This is a genomic window from Rhodococcus sp. WWJCD1 (assembly GCF_002258735.1).
Classification (GTDB): Bacteria; Actinomycetota; Actinomycetes; order Mycobacteriales; family Mycobacteriaceae; genus Rhodococcoides.
The window spans coordinates 243,843-265,499 of record NZ_NOXY01000003.1 but is presented as its reverse complement, the minus strand read 5'-3'; the positions used below and the strand labels follow the sequence as shown (position 1 = coordinate 265,499).

Sequence of the window (21,657 nt, the reverse complement as noted above, 5' to 3'; positions counted from 1 at the left end):
GATTTCGCCATGGCTTACGTCGTTACCGAAGCGTGCATCGACCTGCTCGACAAGGCATGTACCGAAGAATGCCCCGTCGACTGCATCTACGAGGGCGCTCGGATGATGTACATCAATCCCGACGAGTGCGTCGACTGCGGAAAGTGCATGCCCGCCTGCCCCAACGACGCCATCTTCTGGGAACACAAGATTCCGGACGAGCAGAAGCGATTCGTCGATATCGCAGTCGAATTCTGCGAGGACGCCGACGCGTCGGGAGGGGCGGAGGACCTCGGCCCGGTCGGCCACGACCATCAGGCCATCGACGATGTGGCGAAGAGGTGAGTGGTGCAACGGTTTCCGAGTGTGACCTGATCATCGTCGGCGCTGGTCCTGCCGGTCTGTACGGTGCCTACTACGCAGGTTTCCGAGGACTGACGGTCACCGTCATCGACGCCCTACCGCACCCAGGTGGTCAGCTGGCCGCGTTGTATCCGGAGAAGAAGATCTTCGACGTTGCAGGCTTCCCGGCGATCAAGGCACAGCATTTGGTCGCCGCATTGGTGGAGCAAGCAGAGCAGGCGAAGCCGACGTATCTGATGGGACACGTCGCGACCGAGCTCGAAGAATCCGAAAACTGCGTTCGGATCACGACGGACAAGGGTGTCACCGTGGTCGGGAAGGCCGTGCTGGTGGCAGCGGGGATCGGGAAATTCACGCCGAGACCGTTACCGACGGGATCGGAGTTCCACGATCGTGGGCTCCGCTACTTCGTGCCGAGACTGAACGAGCTGGCGGGCGAACACGTGATGATCGTCGGGGGCGGTGATTCGGCAGTGGATTGGGCTCTGAGTTTGGAGCCGATCGCGAAGTCGGTGGTATTGGTACACCGCCGCAACGAGTTTCGGGCTCATGCTCACAGCTTGGGACTGTTGGAGCGGTCGAGTGTCGATGTCCTGACTCCGTACGAAGTCGAGGAGATCGCGGGATCGGGCGCCGTCGAATCGGTGACGATCGTCGACGGTGCCGGAACCGAACGCCGTCGACTGGCAGTATCGAGTGTTGTTGCTGCACTGGGGTTCAAAGCAGCGCTCGGTCCCATCGGGACATGGGGGCTGGACAAACACCAGCGCGATATCGCCGTCGACCGGACGATGCGAACCAGCCGGCGGCGGGTGTTCGCCGTCGGTGATGTTGCCGGGCATCAGGACAAGGTGAAGCTGATCGCGGTCGGGTTCGCCGAGGCAGCGACCGCGGTCAATCACATAGCACCGCTGGTGGACGGTTCGGCACCGATCGTGCCGGGCCATTCGAGCGATTCGATCCACTGAATCGAATCGCTCGTCGGATCAGTACCTCTGTTCTCGGTCGGTCGGGCGCGTCGAACGCGTCACCGCACGTGGGTCGTCCGACCGGGCGCAGACACTGGCTCGGTACTGCCGCGGACTCATCCCGTACTGCTCCCGGAAAGCGCGGCTGAACACGGCGAGGTCCGCGAAGCCCCATCGCCGACTGATCTGCCCAAGGGATCGATCGAGGGTGATGCTGCCGATGATCTCGCGACGACAGCGCTCGAGTCGTTTGGTTCGGATGGTGCGGGCCACCGTCGTGCCGCTCGAGGCGAACACTCGATGCAACTGACGGGTCGATACCAGCATCGCCGACGCGACCGACGTGGGTGAGAGCTCGGTGTCTGCGAGGTGGTCGTCGATGTACCGTTGCGCTGCTCGCACCAGCGCTGCGCCTGGTGAGTCGATGGTCGAGTTCGAGGTGGTGTTGCGGGCGATCACACTGACGAGGTCGCCGACCTCGTCGGCTATGGCCTGCGCTCCGCTGATGTCCAATGACGAGCGCGTCGAACCCAGGTCGTGGAGGAATCGCGCCAGGAGTCCGCTGAATCCGGCAGATCCGTCGAACGCCATCGCCGTCATGTCACTGGATTCGCGTGCATCGAGCCGAAGCATGTGACGCGGCCAGGTGAAGACTTCCAGTTCCCACTGATCGTCGTCGGGGTGGCCGTCGATGATCCAATCGAACGGGCGCGAGGTGTCGTAGATGGCGAAGTCGCCCCGCGTCAGAGTGCATTCGCGGCCGTCCTGCACGACGACTGCCGACCCGCGCCTGATCATCCCGATCTGGACGTACTCGATGCGATCCTGCTCGATCAGCGAGTCGGTACGCGCGATGTGCTGCGTGGTGGATCGGACACTCGAAACCTGAAGGTGCGCAAGGGACATGGACCGAACAGCTCCGGTGAATCTGCTGTCGGCCACGTCCGCGACGTCGAGTGCGACGAAGTGTTCGTTCAACATGTCGCACCAGTCGCCTCGGCTGGTCGTCCGAGTCGGGATCGAGAATCCGGATCGCGACAGCATGGGAACCCCTTGTCGTAGACGCTCACGGCGATGCAGGAGCTTTCTTCGAGGTTAGCGCGCAATGTTTCCGGTTGATGCGCTGTTCGTAACAATGCCGGAAAGTCGGATCACATCTGCATGCGGCAGTCTCTGCAGGTCAACTAACGGTCGCTGGCGGTCAAGTGACGTGCACATGTCTCGACCATCCTGAGGTCGGACGAACGAAAGGGGTGCGCCGTGTGCGAAGTCGACACTGTCCTACACAGGGACGAGAAAACGAACGGCTGCGAATCCCGTGCGGCTGGCGTGCGTGTCGCCGTGACCTCCGACGTGCTGTCGGTCGAGGCCGCGATCGAGTGGGCAACACTGCCGCGGTGCGGAGCGGTGGTCACCTTCACCGGGGTGGTTCGCGAGTACTCGAAGGACATTACGGGTCTGCGTGCAAACGGGGTCGTGGCGATCGACTACCAGTGCTACGAGTCGGTCGCGCATGCACGGCTACTGGAGATTGCGGAGGTAGCCCAACAGCGTTGGCCCGGAATCGGACGTATCGCCCTGCTGCACCGGATCGGATTCGTCGCAGTCGGTGAGGCCAGCGTCCTGGCCTGCGTGTCCTCGGGCCATCGCGTGGACGCATTCCTGGCGGCTCAGTTCTGCATCGACATTCTCAAGGCGTGCGTTCCGGTGTGGAAGCTCGAACAGCGCGCCGCTGCCCAATCCTGGGTGGAGACAGGTGCGCAGATCGAGACTGTCGAACAGGCAGCCTCGCAGTGGTCGCCGCTCACGTGCGGGGTCGCTTCGTGAGTGACTCCGTGAGTGACGTCGAGGCCGGCACGAGAGACGTTCGGGGGCGACCACTTCGGGATCTACGTATTTCCGTCACCGACCGGTGCAACTTCCGCTGCGTCTACTGCATGCCCCGGGCCGAATTCGGTCCGGACCACGAATTCTTGAACACCGGGAAACTGCTGTCGTTCGACGAGATCGAGAGAGTCGCCCGCGCCGCAGCCACCATCGGCATTCGGAAGGTGCGCCTGACCGGTGGCGAACCTTTACTCCGCGCCGGAATCGTCACGCTCGTCGAACGATTGAGTGCCATCGACGGTATCGATCTGGCGATGACCACCAACGGTTCTCTGCTCGGTGCCCACGCTGCAGCCTTGGCCGACGCGGGTTTGGGGCGCGTGACCGTCAGCCTCGATTCGACGGATCCTGCAACGTTCGCTCGGATGAGTGACACCCGGGTGCCCGTGCAGACCGTGCTCGACGGAATCGATACGGCGGTGCGGGCCGGAATGTCGCCGGTGAAGGTCAATGTCGTGGTGCGTCGCGGTGTCAACGAAGGTTCGATTCTGGCTCTGGCCGAGCGGTTCAGAGGCACCGGCGTCGTGGTGCGCTTCATCGAGTACATGGACGTGGGGGCAACGAATCGGTGGGAGTTGTCCGAGGTCGTCGACGTGAATTCGATAGTGCAGACGATCGGACAGGTCTATCCGCTGGCACCGGTCGACGCGGAGTACGACGGCGAAGTAGCGATTCGGTACCGGTATCTCGACGGTGGCGGCGAGATCGGTGTGATCGGGTCCGTCTCGGAACCGTTCTGTGGATCCTGCACTCGTGCACGGTTGTCCGCGGATGGAAAGGTGTACACCTGTCTGTTCTCCTCCACCGGCACCGACCTACGTGCGTTGCTGCGCTCGGAGGCGTCGCAGGACGACCTCGTCGAACGCCTGTCCACGCTGTGGCTGCGACGCGATGATCGCTATTCGGAACTCCGAGCGGGAACAAACGACGGGCCGGTGCGAGATCGCATCGAAATGTCCTACATCGGTGGATGATCGGAGAGTGGTGATCGTATGGCCGAATTGGCGATGTTCGCTGCGGCACGTCAGATCGCAGGTGAGGCGTCTCGAGAGATTCCTGGATCGACGGTCGGGGAGGTGCTCGACTCCGCCATCGGAAGGTACGGCGCATCCTTTGCGGATGTGCTTGCTGTGTCCAGGATCTGGATCAACGGGCAGTCTCTCGCGCGGGCAGAGGATTCACCGTGCTGCGACACCGATGAAATCGCGGTTCTACCTCCGATCTCCGGAAGATGATGTCGACGGCGGTCGACATCGTTCCTGCCCCTCTCCGAACGGTGGACCAACATCGCTGTGCGATAGGGAAACTGCGAATATCGGCGAAGGCGCGTTCTGTACCGATCGGCGACGCGATGGGCGCGGTGCTGGCCGAGGATGTCGTTGCCGACCGCGCGCTGCCGGCATACGACAATTCGGCAGTCGACGGATTCGCCGTTCGCGCTGCCGATGTCGTCGGTCCGGAATGTCTACCCGTGCGGTTGCTCGTCTCCGCGTGCAGTGTCGCAGGGAGACAGCCGGCACCGCTGTACGTTCGTTCGGGCGAGTCGGTACAGGTCATGACCGGTGCCGTAGTCCCGCTGGGGGCAGACATGGTCGTTCCGGTCGAAGTGACCAGTGGGTTCGTCGAGGCGTTCGGAGTAGAGGAGGTGACGATTCACTCGGTCAACTCCAAGAGCAACGTCCGCAGTCGTGCGTCGGACTTCGAGGTCGGCGACGTTGCCGTCAGGGCCGGCACGGTGGTGACTCCGGCGCAGGTCGGTGTATTGGCTGCCCTGGGCCGCACTCGTGTGCTGGTCGAGTCGGCCCCGGTCGTGGCGGTGCTCTCGACAGGATCCGAGATTCGAGCCGTCGGGACAGAACTCGTGCGGGGCGAATGCCACGACGTCAACTCGGCGATGCTCGTCGCCGATCTGCTTCGGTGCGGTGCCGACGTTCACCTCGAACCGGCCGTTGCCGACGACGTGAACGCGTGTCGGGCGGCACTGGCCCGATGCGCCGCGGTTGCCGACGTCATTGTCACCACCGGTGGGATCAGTGCGGGTACCGAAGAGGTGATTCGGCTCGCACTGCGGGGCCAGGATGTCGAATTCGTTTCGGTAGCAGTCAAACCGGGCAAACCTCAGGCCTGCGGGAAGGTCGAGGGAATACCGATCGTGTGTCTGCCCGGAAATCCGGTCAGTGCGTTGGTCTCGTACGAATTGTTCGTCCGGCCGGTGATCGTGGCGGCATTGCGAAACCCACAGGCAGGCAGGACGATGAGAACGGTCAGGGTGGATGGGGAGACGGTTCCCGCCTCGCCGATACCTCGGGTGATGTTGGGCGTCGTCGACGGTGAAAGCGCCGCGATCGTTCGATCGCACTCGGTCGGTGCGCTCGCCCATGCCAACTGTGTGATCGTAATTCCGCCCTCCGACGGCGGCCTGGGTCCGCCGGGTGAGTACCCCGCCTGGATGCTGGACTCGGTCGCGTCGACGCGGCGAGGTACCTACATCTGAAAACTCGAAGAATCTCTCCGCGACTCTCGCGTCGGTGTGAGGAGAGTGCACGCATTTCGTAACGCAAATGCCTCGGATGGCTTACGCCCTAGGCCTACGGTGGGTGCACTCGAACCTAGCGCGGAGTGCATCATGACGTCGTATTGGACAACCAGTGGACTCGGTCCGGCCGATCAGATGAGCTATTGGGCCGACGTCCTGTGCCAGGCATTCACCCCGCTTGCGCCGTGGCGATCCCGGGACCACGTCGAACACAGTTCGTCACGTTCCGGACTTCCCGGATGGGTGCGCTCCGCGGCGATCGGGGGTGGCAACGCAGCGGAGATCGCCTCCTGCACACAGCGAATCGATCACGGAAAGCGCGAGGTCGCCCGCGCGGACGAGGACGTCGTCTTCGTCAATCTGCAGCTCGACGGACACTGTACGACCACTCAGGACGGGCGGCAGTGCACGGTCTCCCGAGGCGAGTTCGCCATCGTCGACTCGACTCGCCCGTACCGGCTCGAGTTCGTCGAGCCCGGTAACCACGAACTGTGGCGAGTGCTGTCTTTCCGACTGCCGCGCCCTCTGCTGGCAGACGTGGTCGGCCCGTCGGCAGCGACCACTGCGCGGCGTTTTTCGAGCTCGTCGGGTTCTGCTCGCTTGCTCGGCTCGTTGATGGTGGAGACCTGGCGGACCGATTCCTCGCTGCAGACCGCGGAGCGGCAGATGATCGGTGCTGCCCATGTCGATCTGCTGCGCGCAGTACTGGGAGGGACACAACGGGGCACTGGATGCTCGTCGGAGACCGACGAAGCACTTCGGGTCTCCGTAGTTCGGTACATCGACTCCAGGCTTGCATTCGGCCGTGTTCCCGCTACCGATGCGGCCCGCCATGTCGGGGTATCGGTACGCACGCTCCATGCCCTCTTCGAGAGGACGGGAACTACTTTCGGTGCCGTCGTACGTGAGCATCGCGTCGAAGCGTGTCGCCGTGAGCTTGCCGATTCACGTGACACTCGATCGATCGGAACGATCGCTGCAGTGTGGGGATTCTCGGTTTCGGCCCATCTGGCCAAGACCTTTCGATCGCGTTTCGGATGCAGTCCGGTCGAATACCGCGCGTCGGTGAAGACAGGGGAAATGCCGCAGTTGGCGTAGGGGGACTCTCTGTTCGGGAGTGCAGAACGGTACCGATGACGGCGCAGTCCGGTACAAGACCGGGATGCGTCGGGCCGTGAAACATGGTGTGCAGGGCAGCGTCGCCCGATTCCGTTCTTCACCCCCCACCAGGACAGACATCGAGGAGTCTCACATGACCCTGAGTTTCGAGCTCAGCCCCAAGCAGATGGCAGTGCGCATGCAGGCGCGGCAAGTGGCGGACGACATTCTGAGCGAAGTAGCGCCCGCTATTTCCTCCATACCGCGCCCCGAGGATCGCTTCTACGCACTGCAGCCGGTCTACAAGCAGCTGGCCGGTCTCGGATTCGTCAAGGGACTGGTTCCCGATCAATACGGCGGCGCGTACTTCGACAATCTCACCTTCGCGCTCGCGGCCGAGGAACTCGCTCGGGTCGACATCAACACTCCGACTGCATTGCTGGGCACGGGATTGGGACTCAACCCGATCATCAACTTCGGTACCGAGGAGCAGAAGAATCGCTGGCTCCCGTTGTTCTGCGACGGCGAACCCCGATTGGCTGCGATCGCCTACACAGAGGTGACCGGCGGAGCGAATTACGACTCGGAAGACCCGACCGTCGGAATTCGGACCTTCGCGCGTCGCGAGGGCGACGAGTGGGTCATCAACGGTGCCAAGCACTACACCACCAACGCCTCGGGCTGGGACGGTCAGGGTGCCGACCTGATCAGTGTGGTCTGCCGTACCGATCCTGCACTGCCGCCGTCGGAGTCGCTCGCCGTCATCGTCGTGGAGAAGGGGACGCCGGGGGTCGAGATCACAGACATGATCGACACCATCGGACATCGCGCCACCAATTCGCCGCGGGTGGAATTCCGCGACGTACGGGTGCCGGTCGGCAACCTCATCGGCAAGCCGGGCGACGGGTTGGACATCGTCGCCACTGCCTTCTCCTGGACCTGCTCGTCCATCGCTGCCGCGTGCGTGGGCAGGATGCGAGCTGCATTCGACTACTCACTGCACTTCGCCAAGACCGACCATCGGTCCGGTCCGGTACCGGTCATCGAGTATCAGAACGCCGGATACATGTTGGTGGACATCAAGACTCGTATCGAGGCGGTCCGCTACTTCGCATGGAAGGCCGCCGACCATTTCGACCGCACCGGCGGTCGCGATCGTGAATTGGCGAACGAGGCAAAGATTTTCGCGTCCGAGACGGCCGTGCAGGTCGTGTACGACGCGATGCGTCTCGTCGGTGTCGATGCGTACACGAACCTGACACCGATCGCCGCGATCATGGAGGACGTCCTGTGCTTCCCGGTCTACGACGGCGGCAACATGGGGGTCCGACGGCGCAACGTCCACAATCTGCTCAAGGCAGACGGATTCGACTCACTCGCCGCTGCAGAGAATCGACTGTCGGTACCCGAGCACGCCTAGACCCACAGAGGCAGTGGTGTCAGGATCCATTGCGATCCTGACACCACATCGGTCGCTCCCGTCGATCCGAGTCTTGGTAGCCTTTCGAGATGATCGACACTCGACAGGCTTGGTGGTGGCTGCGCTAGCAGCCCGGTCGATCATGTCCCGCGGGCTGTACTCAGCCCGCCGATGTCCTGAATTCGGATCGAAGCGCGGTCGGTACAGCCCTTCGTTCTTTCAGGAGGAATTCGATGGACACTTACTTGTCCAGCATCGGCCGCAGCGAGGCGCTCGCCTCCGACATCGCTGCTGATCCAAGTAGCTACACAACGTTGACCGGTGAACGGCCAACAGGTCCACTGCATCTCGGTCATCTCTTCGGGACAATTCGAGAGCGAGTTCGGCTGCAGGATCTAGGGGTCCGGACAACGGTGGTCTTGGCCGACTATCAGGTGATCACCGATCGCGACGCAATCGGGCAAGTGCGGCAACATGTGTACGACGCTGCGTTGGACAATCTGGCCGCGGGTATCGACCCCGAGAAGTCCATAATCTTTACCCATTCTGCGGTACCCGCCCTCAATCAGCTGATGCTACCGTTCTTGAGCCTGGTGACCGAGGCGGAACTCCACCGAAACCCCACTGTCAAAGCAGAACTCGCCGCCAGTGGCCGCGCACTGAGTGGGCTGTTGCTGACGTACCCGGTGCACCAGGCGGTCGACATCCTGTTCTGCAAAGCGAACGTGGTGCCTGTCGGCAAAGACCAACTCCCGCACATCGAGATGGCAAGGACTATCGCGCGGCGATTCAACTCCCGTTACGGCGCAGTATTCGAGGAACCGCAGGCGCTGCTGACGTCGGCCCCTGCGGTGCCAGGACTCGACGGTCGCAAGATGTCCAAGAGTTTCGGAAATGCGATCACGCTGTCGATGACTCCGGACGAGACAGTGGCAATGGTGCGTCGAACTCCTACCGACTCGGATCGATACATTTCGTACGACCCGGCTGCACGGCCGGGAGTATCGGCACTGCTCACCATCGCCGGCTTGTGTACGGGGCGAGACCCCGGGGTAATAGCCGTCGACATAGGTGGTGGGGGAGCAGGATCACTGAAAGACTGTGTGGCCGAGTCGGTCAACTCCTTTCTCGCAGAACATCGTCGTCGGCGTGCCGACTTGGCCGCGGACCCCGACTATGTGCGGTCGGTGGTGCGTCATGGAAACGAGCGGGCCAACGAGATCGCTGAGCAGACGTTGAGCGAGGTGCGCGCGGCGATGGGCACCGTGTATTAGGCCCACCGGCTCGAGACGGTCGTCGATGCGATCGATAGAGGTTCAGGTCACGACGTCCGGAGTTCGACCTCGGGTGATCGGTCCCGCTCGGAGAAGTCGACACGACCTGCCGAGCTTGCGCTTCGGTTTCCTGTCGGTGGTCCGGGTTACTGTTCTTCTTGTTCGAACAGGCGTTCTTGTTTCGGGTCACCGGGGGGTGAATGGGGATGGCAGTACCGACCGTGTCGCTGGAGGCGTTGACTGCTGTTGCGTGTGCAGAAAATCGTCATGCTGCCCGGAAGGTCGCTGCCTGCTATCGGGTGCACTGCGAGTGGATCGAACGCGACACCGAGCACAAGCACTACAGCCGGTACGGGCGCACCGAAATGGCTGTGGCGTTGGGGTGCTCGAACGCCGTCGCCGAGGCGTATGTGTCCGTCGGCGTTGCGTTGCATACCCGGCTACCGCTGGTGAAGACCGCGTTCGACGCCGGGGAGATCGACCTTCCGCGTGTGCGGACGGTGTGCCGGATCCTCGACAACCTCTCCGACGAGATCGTGAAGTCCGTCGAGGACGAGATCGTCGAGGCGGCCCGACGTCATTCGCCCGGTCCGCTGGAGAAGGAGATCTGGGACATCCTGCTGCGGGTCGCGCCGGAGGAAGCAGCAGCACTACGGGAGTTCGCGAAACGGTTCCGCCATGTTTCCTACAGCCCGGCCGGAGAGTTGGCGCGGATTCGAGCGGAATTGACCGCCCCCGAGGCTGCCGCCGCATGGCAGTTGCTCGAGGAGATGGCCGATACCCTCTGCCCGAAAGATCCTCGCGGCAAACAAGATCGCTTGTGTGATGCGTTCATGGCGCGCATGCACGGCGAACCCCGCTTGGCTTGCCTGTGCCGACGCGCGGATTGCCCGAAAAAAGATGCAGAGCTGCCCGATCGTCGGTTGCCGTTGACGATGGTCACCGTCGATATCGCCACCCTCATCGGGTTGCTCGCGAACCCGGCGTATCTGGCCGGCCACGGTTCGATCGACCCCGATCTCTCGCGCGAGTTGGCGCGGAACAGTCAGTGGCAGGTCCTGCTCACCGAAGCTGTCACCCTCGCAGAGAAGCTGGGACTGGCGGTGCAGAACCCGGAAAGCGGGGAATGGGAACGACGCCCGGACAGCGAGAAGACAGGGGATGCAACAGGACCCGAGACGGTAGAAGGAACGGGAAGCGAGACGGGAACAGCGACAGACACCGACGTCGACAGAAACGAAGACGAAGACGCGGACTCGGCTGCTGATGCTGATGAGGGGATTGGGTCGGCCACGGATTGGGATAGAGAGGCTGATTCCTCGACCGAACCGAATTCGTCCAGTTCGCCTGCTCCTGCTCCTGCTTCTGCGCCGGGGAACACCTCGGCACCAGCAGCACCGGCAGATGAGGTCGGCGAGACCGACCATGCCGAGGAGAACGACGAGTCCGCACCCGTACCTGCGAGCGTCCCATCGACAACTCCCGACCTGGACGCCGTCGATCCTGTCCGGAAGCATGCAGCAACACGCGCGACGGCAACGGCGACGGACCCGCGAGGGGACGCAACGTCGGACACCGGCCCTGCTGCACAAACAGAACCCGAGTCAGCTCCACGATCACCTGCGCGACAGACTTCGCCGGCACCTGATACCGGACCGAACTGTCCGGAATCACGCTCTTCCACAACGGCGTCCGGCTCCGCAACGCCATCCGGCTCCACAACAGCCGGTCCGACGCCAGTACCTGAACCAGCGACGGCCACCGTGTCATCGCCCACTCCGAAGCCGCCAGCCGAGCAAGGTTCAATACCGGATCCAGTCCCAGCAGAGGCTGGCCCGACCGACCCGGCACCGGGCGACGATCGATCTCAGCGTCGTCTGCAGTCGCTGACCTCCGCTGCAGCCCTGTTCTGCACCCACACACCAGTCGGCAGGGGCACACGGCACAGCTCTGCCCTCGATCTGTCCTCCGCGATCCGGCGCAACAACCGCACGATCCCTACAGCAGGCCACACACCCTCGGGCCTCTACCTCGGCAACGCATCACTCGCCGCGGCACTCGAAGCCGCCATCGCCGCCGACCCCACCCTCGGAAAGTCCGTCGCACGCGACCCACTGACCGACCGAGCCCTGATCTACCGACCCGACGCCTTCACCACCGCAGCAGTTCGCTTCCGCGATCGACACTGCCGCTTCCCCGACTGCCACCGCCCCGCCGACCGCTGCCAACTCGATCACGTGATCCCCTTCGACCACGCCAACCCCCTCGGCGGCGGCTGGACCACCGTCAACAACCTCCAATGCCTCTGCGAGTTCCACCACACCGTCAAAACCGCCGGCTACTGGACAGCAGTCATGCTCCCCGGCGGCGCAATACTCTGGCGATCCACCTCGAAGACCACCCGAATCACCCTGCCCACCAACGGAACAGCCGTACCCATCATCGGCAATGACCTGAGACCGCACATCCCCACCAAACCCAGACGATCCGGCATCATCGCCTACCCAGACCCGCCCGCGAGCCCGGAGCCGGAAACCTAACCAACCGCCGAAGAAACCGACGACCCGCCGTTCTAGGTTCGTGCGGGTGCGACGCCCGGGCTCGAAGCCTGTTCAGGCGAACTGGGGTGTCGAGATCTTGTCGATCACGAGCCATCCGCCGTGGTGCTCCGATGTCTCGAACTGCGCACCGGACGACCGACCGAGCTCGACCAACGATGCCTCGTCGAACGTGCGGATGTGTCCGTGGCAGGCGGTGGTCTCGGTCTCGAAGGGCACGGCCACCACGACACGAGTGCGCGCGATGCGTAGTGCTTCTTTCACTATGTGGGAGCCGGTCTCGGCGTCGACGTGCTCGAGGAGATGTAGTGCAGTCACAGTGTCGACACTGCCGTCGGCAACTGGAACATTCGCCGCGTCGCACACCACGGTGTCGAGCGTGATCCCGAGGTGCGGGGCAACGGTGGCGAGCAACCGCATGGTGCCGGCCGACAGGTCCGTCGCAGTCACCGAGTGACCCTTCATCGCCAGGCGTAGCGGAAAGAAGCCGAAACACGAACCCATGTCGAGCACCGATCCAACGACCAGTTTCTCGGCGCGTTCATGGACCGGCGCGAAATCGGCGGTGCCCGAGAGCAGCTCGTCCAGCGAATTTCGGTAATAGGTCGCCCATGCGTCGACCGGATCGGCGACGGTGGTGCGGACGATCCCCACCAACACCAACTCGAACTCGCGCTGAGAAAGACCCACATGACGTGCCTGCGCGGTCACGATCGGAACGAGGCGCTCACCGATCTCGGCCGACGTCAGGCCATGACAGACCTGGACCGTCGAGCCCACACGGACAGCGTCGAATCCGAGTCCACGCATGTGCCGAACCATCACGTTCTCGTGAGCCCAGACTCCATCGGGGCTAGGTGCGAGTGCATCCAATTCAGTCATCGGAGTCATTTCTGCTCGTCGTGTGCCGGTCGTTTGTCAGGGCTGTCCCCTCGGTGAGGTCGAGCGTCCCATACACAGCGGGTGATTCGGCGTCTGTGACCGAGGTCGGCCCGCCCGGGCACCGTCGACCCCGCGCGCCGGACGGGCCGGTACCTACCCGAACGGACGGTTGATCGCGACGGCCGACCAGTTCCGATCGCCATGCCGGTTCATGGACCGTGTGGGCCGTTAGCGTGGTGATCCGAGACACAACCAATTGGATTGTGACCGAGCAAATTTCGTAGGAGGTTTCAGATGTCGAAGAAGAACGAGAACGCTGTGGTCGGTGCGGCTGTCGTCGAATCCGATCTGGTCGAGGAGTCGTTGGTGGAGGAAGTGTCGATCGACGGCATGTGCGGCGTGTACTGATCATGACCACTGCAGTGCGCGAGGACCTCGACGAGTTCGATTTGGATGTGCCGTGGGCTCTGCATCCGCAGGTGGCGTTGCGTCCGGAGTCGTTCGGGGCGTTGCTGTATCACTTCGGAACTCGCAAGCTTTCGTTTCTGAAGAACCGCACGATCGTGGCGATCATCGAATCGCTGCCCGATCACCCGGACATGCGTTCGGCGATCGCAGCCGCGGGGATCGCCGAATCTGCGTCGGCCCCGTATGTGAAAGCACTCACCACGCTGGCTCACTCGAACATGATCACCCGCCCGTAAAGCCCTGACCTACTGCAGAAGAGGACTTCCTCCCATGACCTCCACCCTCGAAAGACCAGCTCCGGTAGGAAAACTGGTCGATCAGTTCGAGCTCGGGCTCGACGCACCGATCTGTCTGACGTGGGAGTTGACCTACGCCTGCAACCTGTCGTGCGTGCATTGCTTGTCCTCGTCAGGTCGTCGTGACCCGCGTGAGTTGAGCACCGAGCAGTGCAAGTCGATCATCGACGAGCTGCAGAAGATGCAGGTGTTCTATGTCAACATCGGTGGCGGTGAGCCGACGGTGCGGTCGGACTTCTGGGAGCTCGTCGATTACGCGACGGCGCATCAAGTGGGGGTGAAGTTCTCCACCAATGGCGTCAAGATCGACAAGAAGGTCGCCGCGCGTCTGGCCGCGTCTGACTACGTCGACGTACAGATCTCCATCGACGGCGCGACCGCAGAGGTCAACGACGCAGTCCGCGGGCCGGGTTCGTTCGACATGGCCTGCCGCGCTCTGGAGAACCTGAAAGAGGCCGGCTTCCGGGACGCGAAGATCTCCGTCGTCGTTACCCGGCACAACGTCAGCCAGCTCGACGACTTCAAGGCTCTCGCCGACAAATACGCTGCAACACTGCGTATCACCCGGTTGCGGCCATCGGGACGCGGCGCGGATGTCTGGGACGATCTGCACCCGACGGCCGGTCAGCAGCGCGAGCTCTACAACTGGCTCGTCGCGAACGGTGAAGGCGTATTGACGGGGGATTCGTTCTTCCACCTGTCGGCATTCGGTGACGCTCTGCCCGGGCTCAACCTGTGCGGTGCAGGCCGTGTGGTGTGTTTGATCGACCCGATCGGCGACGTGTATGCGTGCCCCTTCGCCATTCACGAGAACTTCCTCGCCGGCAACATCGTCCGCGACGCGAAAGACGGAATGGGCGGATTCCAATCGGTCTGGCAGACATCGGAATTGTTCCAGGAACTGCGCTCGCCGCAGACCTCCGGCGCATGCACCAAGTGCGCCCATTTCGATTCATGCCGAGGTGGATGCATGGCAGCGAAATTCTTCACCGGCCTGCCCATGGACGGTCCGGATCCCGAATGCGTCATCGGTAACGGCGAAATGGCGTTGGCGGCGGCGGGGGAGATCCCGAAGTCCAGTGTCGATCATTCGCGGACCGGGCAGCGCAAGACCCCTCGAAAGTCGGTGCCGTTGACGTTGATGATGCGTCCGCCGGCGAAGATCTGCGACGAGAATCCGCTCGCAGGAATGGAACAGGAACAGTCATGAAACAGAAGGCACAGTAATGGCCAAGAGTGAGTGGTTCGAAACCGTTGCCGAAGCGCAGCGGCGTGCGAAGAAGCGTTTGCCGAAGTCCGTGTATGCCGCGCTGGTGGCCGGGTCCGAACGCGGGTTGACGATCGACGACAACATGGCGGCGTTCGGCGAGCTCGGCTTCGCCCCGCATGTGGCGGGGTTGTCGGACAAACGTGACTTGTCGACGACGGTGATGGGGCAGACGCTGTCGTTCCCGGTGATGATCTCCCCGACGGGTGTGCAGGCAGTGCACCCGGACGGTGAGGTCGCTGTCGCGAGAGCTGCTGCAGCGCGCGGGATTCCGATTGGCCTGTCCTCGTTCGCCAGCAAGTCGGTGGAGGAGGTCGCGGCCGCCAACCCGCAGACCTTCTTCCAGATGTACTGGGTGGGTTCGCGTGAGATCCTGCTGCAGCGGATGGAGCGGGCCCGTGCCGCGGGAGCTGTCGGGTTGATCATGACCCTGGACTGGTCGTTCTCGAACGGCCGCGATTGGGGCAGCCCGTCGATCCCGGAGAAGATGGACCTCAAGGCCATGGTTCAGTTCGCCCCGGAAGGCATCATGCGACCGAAGTGGTTGTGGGAGTTCGCCAAGACCGGGAAGATCCCGGATTTGACTACTCCGAACCTGACGCCACCCACCGGTGGTCCCGCGCCGACGTTCTTCGGGGCGTACGGCGAATGGATGGGTACTCCGTTGCCGACGTGGGAGGACGTGGCGTGGCTGCGGGAGCAGTGGGGCGGGCCGTTCATGCTCAAGGGCGTGATGCGCGTCGACGACGCCAAGCGGGCTGTCGATGCGGGCGTGACCGCTATTTCCGTGTCCAATCACGGCGGCAACAATCTCGACGGCACGCCGGCTCCGATCCGGGCGTTGCCTGCGATCGCGGAGGCCGTCGGCGATCAGATCGAGATCACCCTCGACGGTGGAATCCGGCGCGGCAGTGACGTCGTGAAGGCACTGGCGTTGGGTGCGCGGGCGGTGTTGATCGGGCGGGCGTACCTGTGGGGTCTGTCTGCCGGTGGTCAGGCGGGTGTGGAGAACGTGCTCGACATCCTGCGCGGCGGAGTCGATTCCGCGGTACTCGGACTCGGGCACACCTCGGTCCATGACCTCTCACCCTCGGATGTGGTGATGCCGGCCGGGTTCGACCGCAGGCTGGGTGTGTGACCGACTGGTTCGAGACTGTCGCCGAGGCGGAGCGGCGTGCGAAGAGGCGTCTGCCGAAGTCCGTCTATTCGGCACTGGTCGCGGGCTCGGAGCGGGGTCTGACGGCGTCGGACAATACAGCTGCGTTCGCTGAACTCGGATTCGCCCCGCATGTGGCAGGTTTGTCGGACCGCCGTGAGTTGTCGACGACGCTGATGGGGCAACCGCTGGCGTTCCCGGTGATGATCTCCCCGACGGGTGTGCAGGCGGTGCACCCCGGCGGTGAGGTCGCGGTGGCGAGAGCAGCAGCGGCGCGGGGCATTTCGATGGGATTGTCGCTGTTCGCGAGCAAACCCATCGAGGAGGTCGTCGCAGCGAACCCGCGGGCGTTCTTTCAACTTCATTGGGTGGGTTCGCGAGAGTTGTTGCTGCACATGCTCGATCGTGCGCGCAGTGCGGGTGCGGTCGGGCTGATCGTGACGATGGACTGGTCGTTCTCGGAGGGCCGCGACTGGGGGAGTCCGGTGATACCGGAACGCCTCGATGCGAGGGCGATGATGCGGTTGGTGCCGGAAGTGCTGGTGCGCCCGCGATGGCTCGCCCGTTGGGGACATGCGGGTGCGTATCCGGATCTGACTGCCCCGAATCTTGCTCCGCCTGGTGGGCCTGCGCCGACGTTCTTCGCGGCGTACCGGGAGTGGAAGTCGACGCCGTTGCCGTCGTGGGAGGACATCGCCTGGCTGCGTGAGCAGTGGGACGGGCCGTTCATGCTCAAGGGGATTTCGCGGGTCGACGACGCGTTGCGGGCCGTGGACGCCGGCGTTACCGCGATCTCGGTGTCCAATCACGGTGGGAACAATCTCGACGGTTCCCCGGCGTCCATAAGGGTATTGCCGTCCATCGCCGAGGCAGTGGGGGATCAGGTGGAGATCACCCTGGACGGTGGCATCAGGCGGGGAAGTGACGTGGCGAAGGCGCTTGCTCTCGGTGCGCGCGCGGTGTTGATCGGGCGGGCGTATCTGTGGGGTTTGGCGGCGAACGGTCAAGCAGGCGTGGAGAACGTTCTCGAAATTCTGCGCGGCGGTCTGGACTCCGCGGTCCTCGGTCTCGGACATGCATCGGTGCACTCGCTGGGCCCAAGCGACGTCGTCGTACCGCCAGGCTTCGCTCGCTCGACTCAGCCCGCCCGGCGCAGTTGATACGAACCGACAGTCACCATTCGGACAGGTGAGTATGACCGTCCTGGAGCGCCCGAGCGAACAGAGCGGCCTTCGTCGGAGCGCTGCGTCCGACCGCCGCGTATTTCTGCCGAATACGGGTGATGTGCGTGTTGATCGTGCCGACCGAGATATAGACGGACCGAGCTGCAACCGTCTTCGAGTCCGAGGCGAACCAGGCAAGCATGACCTCGATCTCGCGTGCGCTCAGCGCAGGCTTGCGGTGAAGAGGGTCGAGCCGCGCCGGGCGTGCAACGAGTGCCGGCTGTACCGGCGTCCGGAACGAGTGATGCGCCGCCGACGTCAGCATCTGTTCGAGCATGAATTTCCCCCTCGACTTTCGACCGATCTCTTGTACTGCAGCGTCCATCGTCGAAGAAAATTCGGGGCGGATCCAGCGGTGCACCGAACTCCATACAGGGTCAATACGGACGACCTCGGATTCGATGCGACCGTCATTCGAACGGAGTAACTTGCTGTTTCTGCTGCTCAGCGAAGCGTTCGCACGCATCTGTAGGTGATTTACCGGCTCTATAGTGCGCTCATGACCACTGAGCGCCCGGATCCCTCGTCGATCTCGGACCGCAGCGAGTTCGCGGCGGCACTGCGTTCGATCAGGATCGATGCGGGTGCAACAGTTCGTGAAATCGTCGAGCGTTCCGGTGGTCTGCACGGCACCATCAGCGGCTGGTTTTCCGGTCACCACCTTCCGACCAAAGCCAGCGCCGAGATGTTCTCGGCCGTCCTCGTCGCGTGCGGAGTCGACGACGAAGGCGAGCGCGCACGGTGGTGGAATGCGGTGTCGAGGGTGCGGTCCATCCCGGGCAGGCGGACTGTCGATCCGGTGAAGGGCGACCCTCCGTACAAGGGCCTGGAAGCGTTCGAGTCCGCCGATGCAGAATGGTTTTTCGGACGAGACGATGTGATCGAGCGACTCGGCGTGCGCGTCCGTGACGCCCTCGACTCCGGCGGCGGCATTGTCTTCGTGGTCGGCGCTTCGGGCTCGGGTAAGTCCTCGCTCCTGCGCGCTGGATTGGCATCGAGGTTCCCTCGCTCGCAGGTCCATTCCGGCGTCGGCGATATTCGGGCATTCCCCGAGCGAATGGAATCGTTCGCGCCGGGTTCTGTTCTCGTCCTGGATCAAGCCGAGGAGCTGTGGACGCTGGCGTCAGCGGGTGAGCGCGAGAGCTTTCTCCGTGCGGCATCGTCGCTGCCGAACTCTGATTCGGTTCTCGTGGTCGGCCTGCGGGCCGACTTCTATCAGGACGCCGTGTCGGAGGATGCGCTGCTTGCCGGACTTTCGGACAACCCGGTTGTCGTCGGGCGTCTCACCGAAACGCAACTGCGTGAAGTCATCGTGTCGCCTGCCGCGAAGGCCGGCTTCATCGTCGACGACGCCCTGGTGCAGGTGTTGGTCGGCGAATTGGGTCCGCGTGGATCGCAATTCGCCCACGACTCCGGTGCCCTGCCGTTGCTCTCGCACGCGCTGCTGACGACGTGGCAGGTGTCGAGAGGCAGGACGCTGACCGTCGCGGACTATCTCGCGACCGGCGGGATCGGAGGTGCGGTGGGGCAGAGCGCCGAGGAAGTGTTCTTGGCCCTGACCGCCGAACAGCAACGCGAAGCACGACGCATCTTCATGCGTCTGGTCAATCTCGACGACGACGTGGTGACGCGTCGCCGCGTCGATCGTGTCGGGCTGTTCTACGGAAACGAGAACGCAGACGCCGTCACCGACGTCGATGTGGTGGTCGAGCGGTTTGCCGCGCGCAGACTGCTGACCGTCGAAGAAGAGACGGTCCAGGTGACCCACGAGGCGCTGCTCACGGCGTGGCCGCGGCTCGGTGAATGGCTCGACGACGATCGTCAGTGGCTCGTCGAACACCGTCGACTCACCCAGGCGGCAGAACTGTGGAACAACAACGACCGAGACGACGGTTCGCTGCTGTCTGCGTCGAGGCTGCTGCTGGTGCAGGAATCCATCGGCCCGGTGCGTCGGCGCGACCTCAATTCCGTCGAGAGGCTCTACATGGAAGCGAGCGCGGAACGAGTCGAGCAACAGAACCGAAGCGATCGTCGCCGTCGGCGCACCCTCGAGACGCTTGTCGCAGCACTCGCGTTTCTGACCGTGCTGGCCGTGACACTGGCGGTGACCGCGTTCGTTGCCCGATCGGATGCGAACAGTCGGCGGGTCGACGCCGAACGCGCCGAGGCCGAGGCCGTCTCTCGTCAGATTGCTGGTGTCGCAAACCAATTGAGGAACCAAGATCCCGGTCTGGCGGCGTACTTCGCGTTGGCGTCGTACGAGGTGGACCGAACGTCCGAGGCGCGATCGGCACTGCTCGATTCCTCCGCGATCCACACGCCGGTGCGGTTACTCGGTGTGGAGGGCGGGGCGGTGACTGCCGTCGACCCTCGCGGAAGCATCGTGGCAACAGCGGGTTCCGACGGGCGCGTGCGGATGTGGTCCCTCGCGGACGGACACGCGCATCTCGGCGAGATCGTTTCCAGGGACGTGTCCGCGCTGGCGTTCGATCCGCGGGGTGGCGTTCTCGCCGTGGGTGGGTTCTACGGCGTCGAACTGTGGGATGTGTCGGATCCGGCGGCACCGATATTGTTGTCGCGCAACGATGTCGACGAGGTGCGAAGCCTGTCCTACTCTCCTGATGGCCGCTTGCTTGTCGTCGGTACCGGGGCCGAGTCGTTGCCTCTGCTCGACGTCGCCGACCCCGCGCGGCCGACTGCAGCGGCCGAAGTGGCTCAACCCGGTTCGCCGACAGCGACCGAATTCAGTCCCGATGGTCGGTACCTAGTGACGGTCGGCCCCGGGCGCGCGATGCGGTTGTGGGACGCGAGCAGGCTGACCGCGTCTCCAGCAGCCGCCGCTGTTCCGCTGATCGACATCCCCTCGGACGGATCGACCTACACCGCGCAACAGCTGGCCTTCTCTCCCGACGGCACCACGCTGATCGCGGGTACTACAGGTCGCGAGGTTCTGCGGTGGGCTGTCGACGGCGGCCGGTTGTCGCCTCTGCCGGCGTTGACGGGATTCACCAGCTATGTCAACGATGTGGCGTTCAGTGGGGATGGGACTCTGATCGCTGCGGCGAGTTCGGACAATTCATCGAAAGTGTGGGACGCGGCCTCGGGAAAGCCAGAACTGACGCTTCCCGGTCCTTCCGAGGTGAGTTCGCTCGTATTCACGCCGGATCGCTCGTCGATCGTCACTGCCAGTGGCGATGGCATCACCCGAATCTGGCCGCTTCCTGGGCCGGCCCTCGCCGACGCCGGCGACACGATCTTTCAGAACCCCATCGGTGCATCGGGCACCCGTTTGCTCGCCGGAGCAGGCACCCGAGCCTCCGCCACGACGCTCTGGGACGTCTCGGACGTCGAGCATCCGGTGGCGTCGGCACCGTTGGTGGTCGGTGACGGTATGGACCAGACGGGTGCGGTGGCGCTCACCGTCGACGGCAATCGGGCTGCCGTCGGCACGACGACCGGCGGTTTCCAGCTTTGGGACACAACCGATCTCGCTGATCCGGTGGCGCTCGGTACCGTTCGGACGGCAACTACCAGCTTGACTGCTGTGTTGGTCTTCGACCGCACCGGGACCCTGCTGGTCGCGTCCGGCCAGAACTCGAACGACGTGTCGTTGTGGTCGCTGGCCGAGCCCGCAACCCCACGGGCGTTGTCGACCCTGGAGGCGGGGAACTACCCCGCGGGAATGGCGCTGTCGCCCGACGGTTCGGTACTCGCCATCGCCAGTGTGGGGGGCGTGGTCGAACTGTGGGATGTCGGCGACCCGAGCGATCCGCGCCGGACGGCCGTGCTCGGCGGTTTCGGAAGTAGCGTCCAGGCCGTGGCCATCTCACCGGACGGGCACACTCTTGCCGCGGGCAGTGCGGATCGCTCGATTCGATTGTGGGACATGGCGAACTCGGCCGAGCCGCAGCACCTGGCTCGCATCGTCGGGCCGTCCAGCCCGATCTACTCGCTCTCGTTCGATAGGTCCGGTGAACGGATGGCTGCCGGTGACGGGGGATCGACGCTGTGGTTGTGGAACGTAGGCGACCGCACCGCACCCGAGCAGTACGCCGCCCTCTCCGCGTACGGTCAGCGCGTCAACGATGCGGGTTTCGCCGCAGACGGACGCGTGGTGTTCGGCGGTGGTGCGGCCCGTGACGTTCGCATCTGGCGCACCGAGCCGGAGGAGGTGCGCAGTCGCCTGTGTGGATCCGGAGGATCGGTGGTCACAGAGGCCGAATGGGTCCAGTACCTGCCCGGCGTTCCTTACCGAGAGTTGTGTAGCAGCTGACCGGCTGAG

The 21,657-nt window shown here is 63.8% G+C and carries 19 protein-coding genes; 16 read left to right on the top strand and 3 right to left on the bottom strand.

The genetic code is table 11. The annotated features are described in order from the left end of the window. Nucleotides 1–9: 9 nt before the first annotated feature. Together fdxA and CH286_RS01285 are read left to right on the top strand one after the other, a co-directional pair. Nucleotides 10–324 carry a ferredoxin gene (fdxA, locus tag CH286_RS01290; protein ID WP_094608102.1) on the top strand — a complete coding sequence of 105 codons (315 nt, stop codon included), beginning with the start codon at nucleotides 10–12 and terminating at the stop codon, nucleotides 322–324. After that, nucleotides 321–1,310, top strand: a complete 990-nt coding sequence (locus tag CH286_RS01285; protein WP_094608101.1) for an NAD(P)/FAD-dependent oxidoreductase — start codon at nucleotides 321–323, stop codon at nucleotides 1,308–1,310. Before fdxA ends, CH286_RS01285 begins: the two co-directional genes overlap by 4 nt. A gap of 18 nt (nucleotides 1,311–1,328) precedes the next feature. On the opposite strand, the gene CH286_RS01280 is transcribed toward CH286_RS01285, so the two are convergent. Then, nucleotides 1,329–2,291 (bottom strand): helix-turn-helix domain-containing protein, encoded by a 963-nt coding sequence (locus CH286_RS01280; RefSeq protein ID WP_230592591.1) that lies wholly within the window; start codon nucleotides 2,289–2,291, stop codon nucleotides 1,329–1,331. Nucleotides 2,292–2,639: 348 nt separating this feature from the next. Here CH286_RS01280 and CH286_RS01275 point away from each other — a divergent pair, with 348 nt between their 5' ends. From CH286_RS01275 to CH286_RS01240, 8 genes are all read left to right on the top strand, one after another. Further along, on the top strand, nucleotides 2,640–3,137 hold the full coding sequence (locus CH286_RS01275; RefSeq protein WP_176458095.1) for a molybdenum cofactor biosynthesis protein MoaE: 498 nt from the start codon (nucleotides 2,640–2,642) through the stop codon (nucleotides 3,135–3,137). Further along, nucleotides 3,134–4,171 carry a GTP 3',8-cyclase MoaA gene (moaA, locus tag CH286_RS01270; protein ID WP_255182531.1) on the top strand — a complete coding sequence of 346 codons (1,038 nt, stop codon included), beginning with the start codon at nucleotides 3,134–3,136 and terminating at the stop codon, nucleotides 4,169–4,171. Before CH286_RS01275 ends, moaA begins: the two co-directional genes overlap by 4 nt. A gap of 18 nt (nucleotides 4,172–4,189) precedes the next feature. Then, nucleotides 4,190–4,432, top strand: coding sequence for a MoaD/ThiS family protein (locus tag CH286_RS01265; RefSeq protein ID WP_094608099.1), 243 nt, complete (start codon nucleotides 4,190–4,192; stop codon nucleotides 4,430–4,432). Continuing rightward, nucleotides 4,429–5,691 (top strand): molybdopterin molybdotransferase MoeA, encoded by a 1,263-nt coding sequence (locus CH286_RS01260; RefSeq protein WP_094608098.1) that lies wholly within the window; start codon nucleotides 4,429–4,431, stop codon nucleotides 5,689–5,691. The genes CH286_RS01265 and CH286_RS01260 overlap by 4 nt, the downstream gene beginning before the upstream one ends. A 132-nt stretch (nucleotides 5,692–5,823) precedes the next feature. Further along, nucleotides 5,824–6,831, top strand: coding sequence for a helix-turn-helix domain-containing protein (locus CH286_RS01255; protein WP_094608097.1), 1,008 nt, complete (start codon nucleotides 5,824–5,826; stop codon nucleotides 6,829–6,831). Between the two features lie 154 nt (nucleotides 6,832–6,985). After that, nucleotides 6,986–8,251, top strand: a complete 1,266-nt coding sequence (locus CH286_RS01250; protein WP_094608096.1) for an acyl-CoA dehydrogenase family protein — start codon at nucleotides 6,986–6,988, stop codon at nucleotides 8,249–8,251. A 233-nt stretch (nucleotides 8,252–8,484) separates the two neighbouring features. Beyond that, the gene (gene trpS / locus CH286_RS01245) at nucleotides 8,485–9,525 is read left to right on the top strand and encodes a tryptophan--tRNA ligase (protein WP_094608095.1); all 1,041 of its coding nucleotides are present in this window, start codon (nucleotides 8,485–8,487) and stop codon (nucleotides 9,523–9,525) included. A gap of 206 nt (nucleotides 9,526–9,731) precedes the next feature. Beyond that, nucleotides 9,732–12,065 (top strand): HNH endonuclease signature motif containing protein, encoded by a 2,334-nt coding sequence (locus CH286_RS01240; protein WP_176458093.1) that lies wholly within the window; start codon nucleotides 9,732–9,734, stop codon nucleotides 12,063–12,065. Between the two features lie 72 nt (nucleotides 12,066–12,137). Here the strand turns inward: CH286_RS01240 and mftM are convergent, their stop codons facing one another. Next, nucleotides 12,138–12,965 (bottom strand): mycofactocin oligosaccharide methyltransferase MftM, encoded by an 828-nt coding sequence (gene mftM, locus CH286_RS01235; protein ID WP_094608119.1) that lies wholly within the window; start codon nucleotides 12,963–12,965, stop codon nucleotides 12,138–12,140. A gap of 294 nt (nucleotides 12,966–13,259) precedes the next feature. Here mftM and mftA point away from each other — a divergent pair, with 294 nt between their 5' ends. Genes mftA through mftD (CH286_RS01210) form a run of 5 tightly spaced genes read left to right on the top strand, consistent with a single transcriptional unit; the run spans nucleotide 13,260 to nucleotide 17,312 of the window. Further along, nucleotides 13,260–13,373, top strand: a complete 114-nt coding sequence (mftA, locus tag CH286_RS01230) for a mycofactocin precursor MftA (RefSeq protein WP_080734238.1) — start codon at nucleotides 13,260–13,262, stop codon at nucleotides 13,371–13,373. 2 nt (nucleotides 13,374–13,375) lie between these two features. Next, complete coding sequence (gene mftB / locus CH286_RS01225; protein ID WP_032404642.1) at nucleotides 13,376–13,669, top strand: mycofactocin biosynthesis chaperone MftB; 294 nt, start codon at nucleotides 13,376–13,378, stop codon at nucleotides 13,667–13,669. A 34-nt stretch (nucleotides 13,670–13,703) separates the two neighbouring features. After that, nucleotides 13,704–14,939 (top strand): mycofactocin radical SAM maturase, encoded by a 1,236-nt coding sequence (gene mftC / locus CH286_RS01220; protein ID WP_032404643.1) that lies wholly within the window; start codon nucleotides 13,704–13,706, stop codon nucleotides 14,937–14,939. 16 nt (nucleotides 14,940–14,955) lie between these two features. Further along, complete coding sequence (mftD, locus tag CH286_RS01215; protein WP_037147782.1) at nucleotides 14,956–16,134, top strand: pre-mycofactocin synthase MftD; 1,179 nt, start codon at nucleotides 14,956–14,958, stop codon at nucleotides 16,132–16,134. Continuing rightward, nucleotides 16,131–17,312, top strand: coding sequence for a pre-mycofactocin synthase MftD (gene mftD, locus CH286_RS01210; RefSeq protein WP_094608093.1), 1,182 nt, complete (start codon nucleotides 16,131–16,133; stop codon nucleotides 17,310–17,312). The genes mftD (CH286_RS01215) and mftD (CH286_RS01210) overlap by 4 nt, the downstream gene beginning before the upstream one ends. A gap of 13 nt (nucleotides 17,313–17,325) precedes the next feature. Here mftD (CH286_RS01210) and CH286_RS28035 read toward each other — a convergent pair whose 3' ends face one another. Then, nucleotides 17,326–17,652 carry a LuxR C-terminal-related transcriptional regulator gene (locus CH286_RS28035; RefSeq protein ID WP_230592593.1) on the bottom strand — a complete coding sequence of 109 codons (327 nt, stop codon included), beginning with the start codon at nucleotides 17,650–17,652 and terminating at the stop codon, nucleotides 17,326–17,328. A gap of 222 nt (nucleotides 17,653–17,874) precedes the next feature. Between CH286_RS28035 and CH286_RS01200 the strand changes: the two genes are divergently transcribed. Continuing rightward, entirely contained in the window at nucleotides 17,875–21,648 is a 3,774-nt protein-coding gene (locus tag CH286_RS01200) for an NACHT and WD repeat domain-containing protein (protein ID WP_094608092.1), read from the top strand. Nucleotides 21,649–21,657 lie beyond the last annotated feature (9 nt).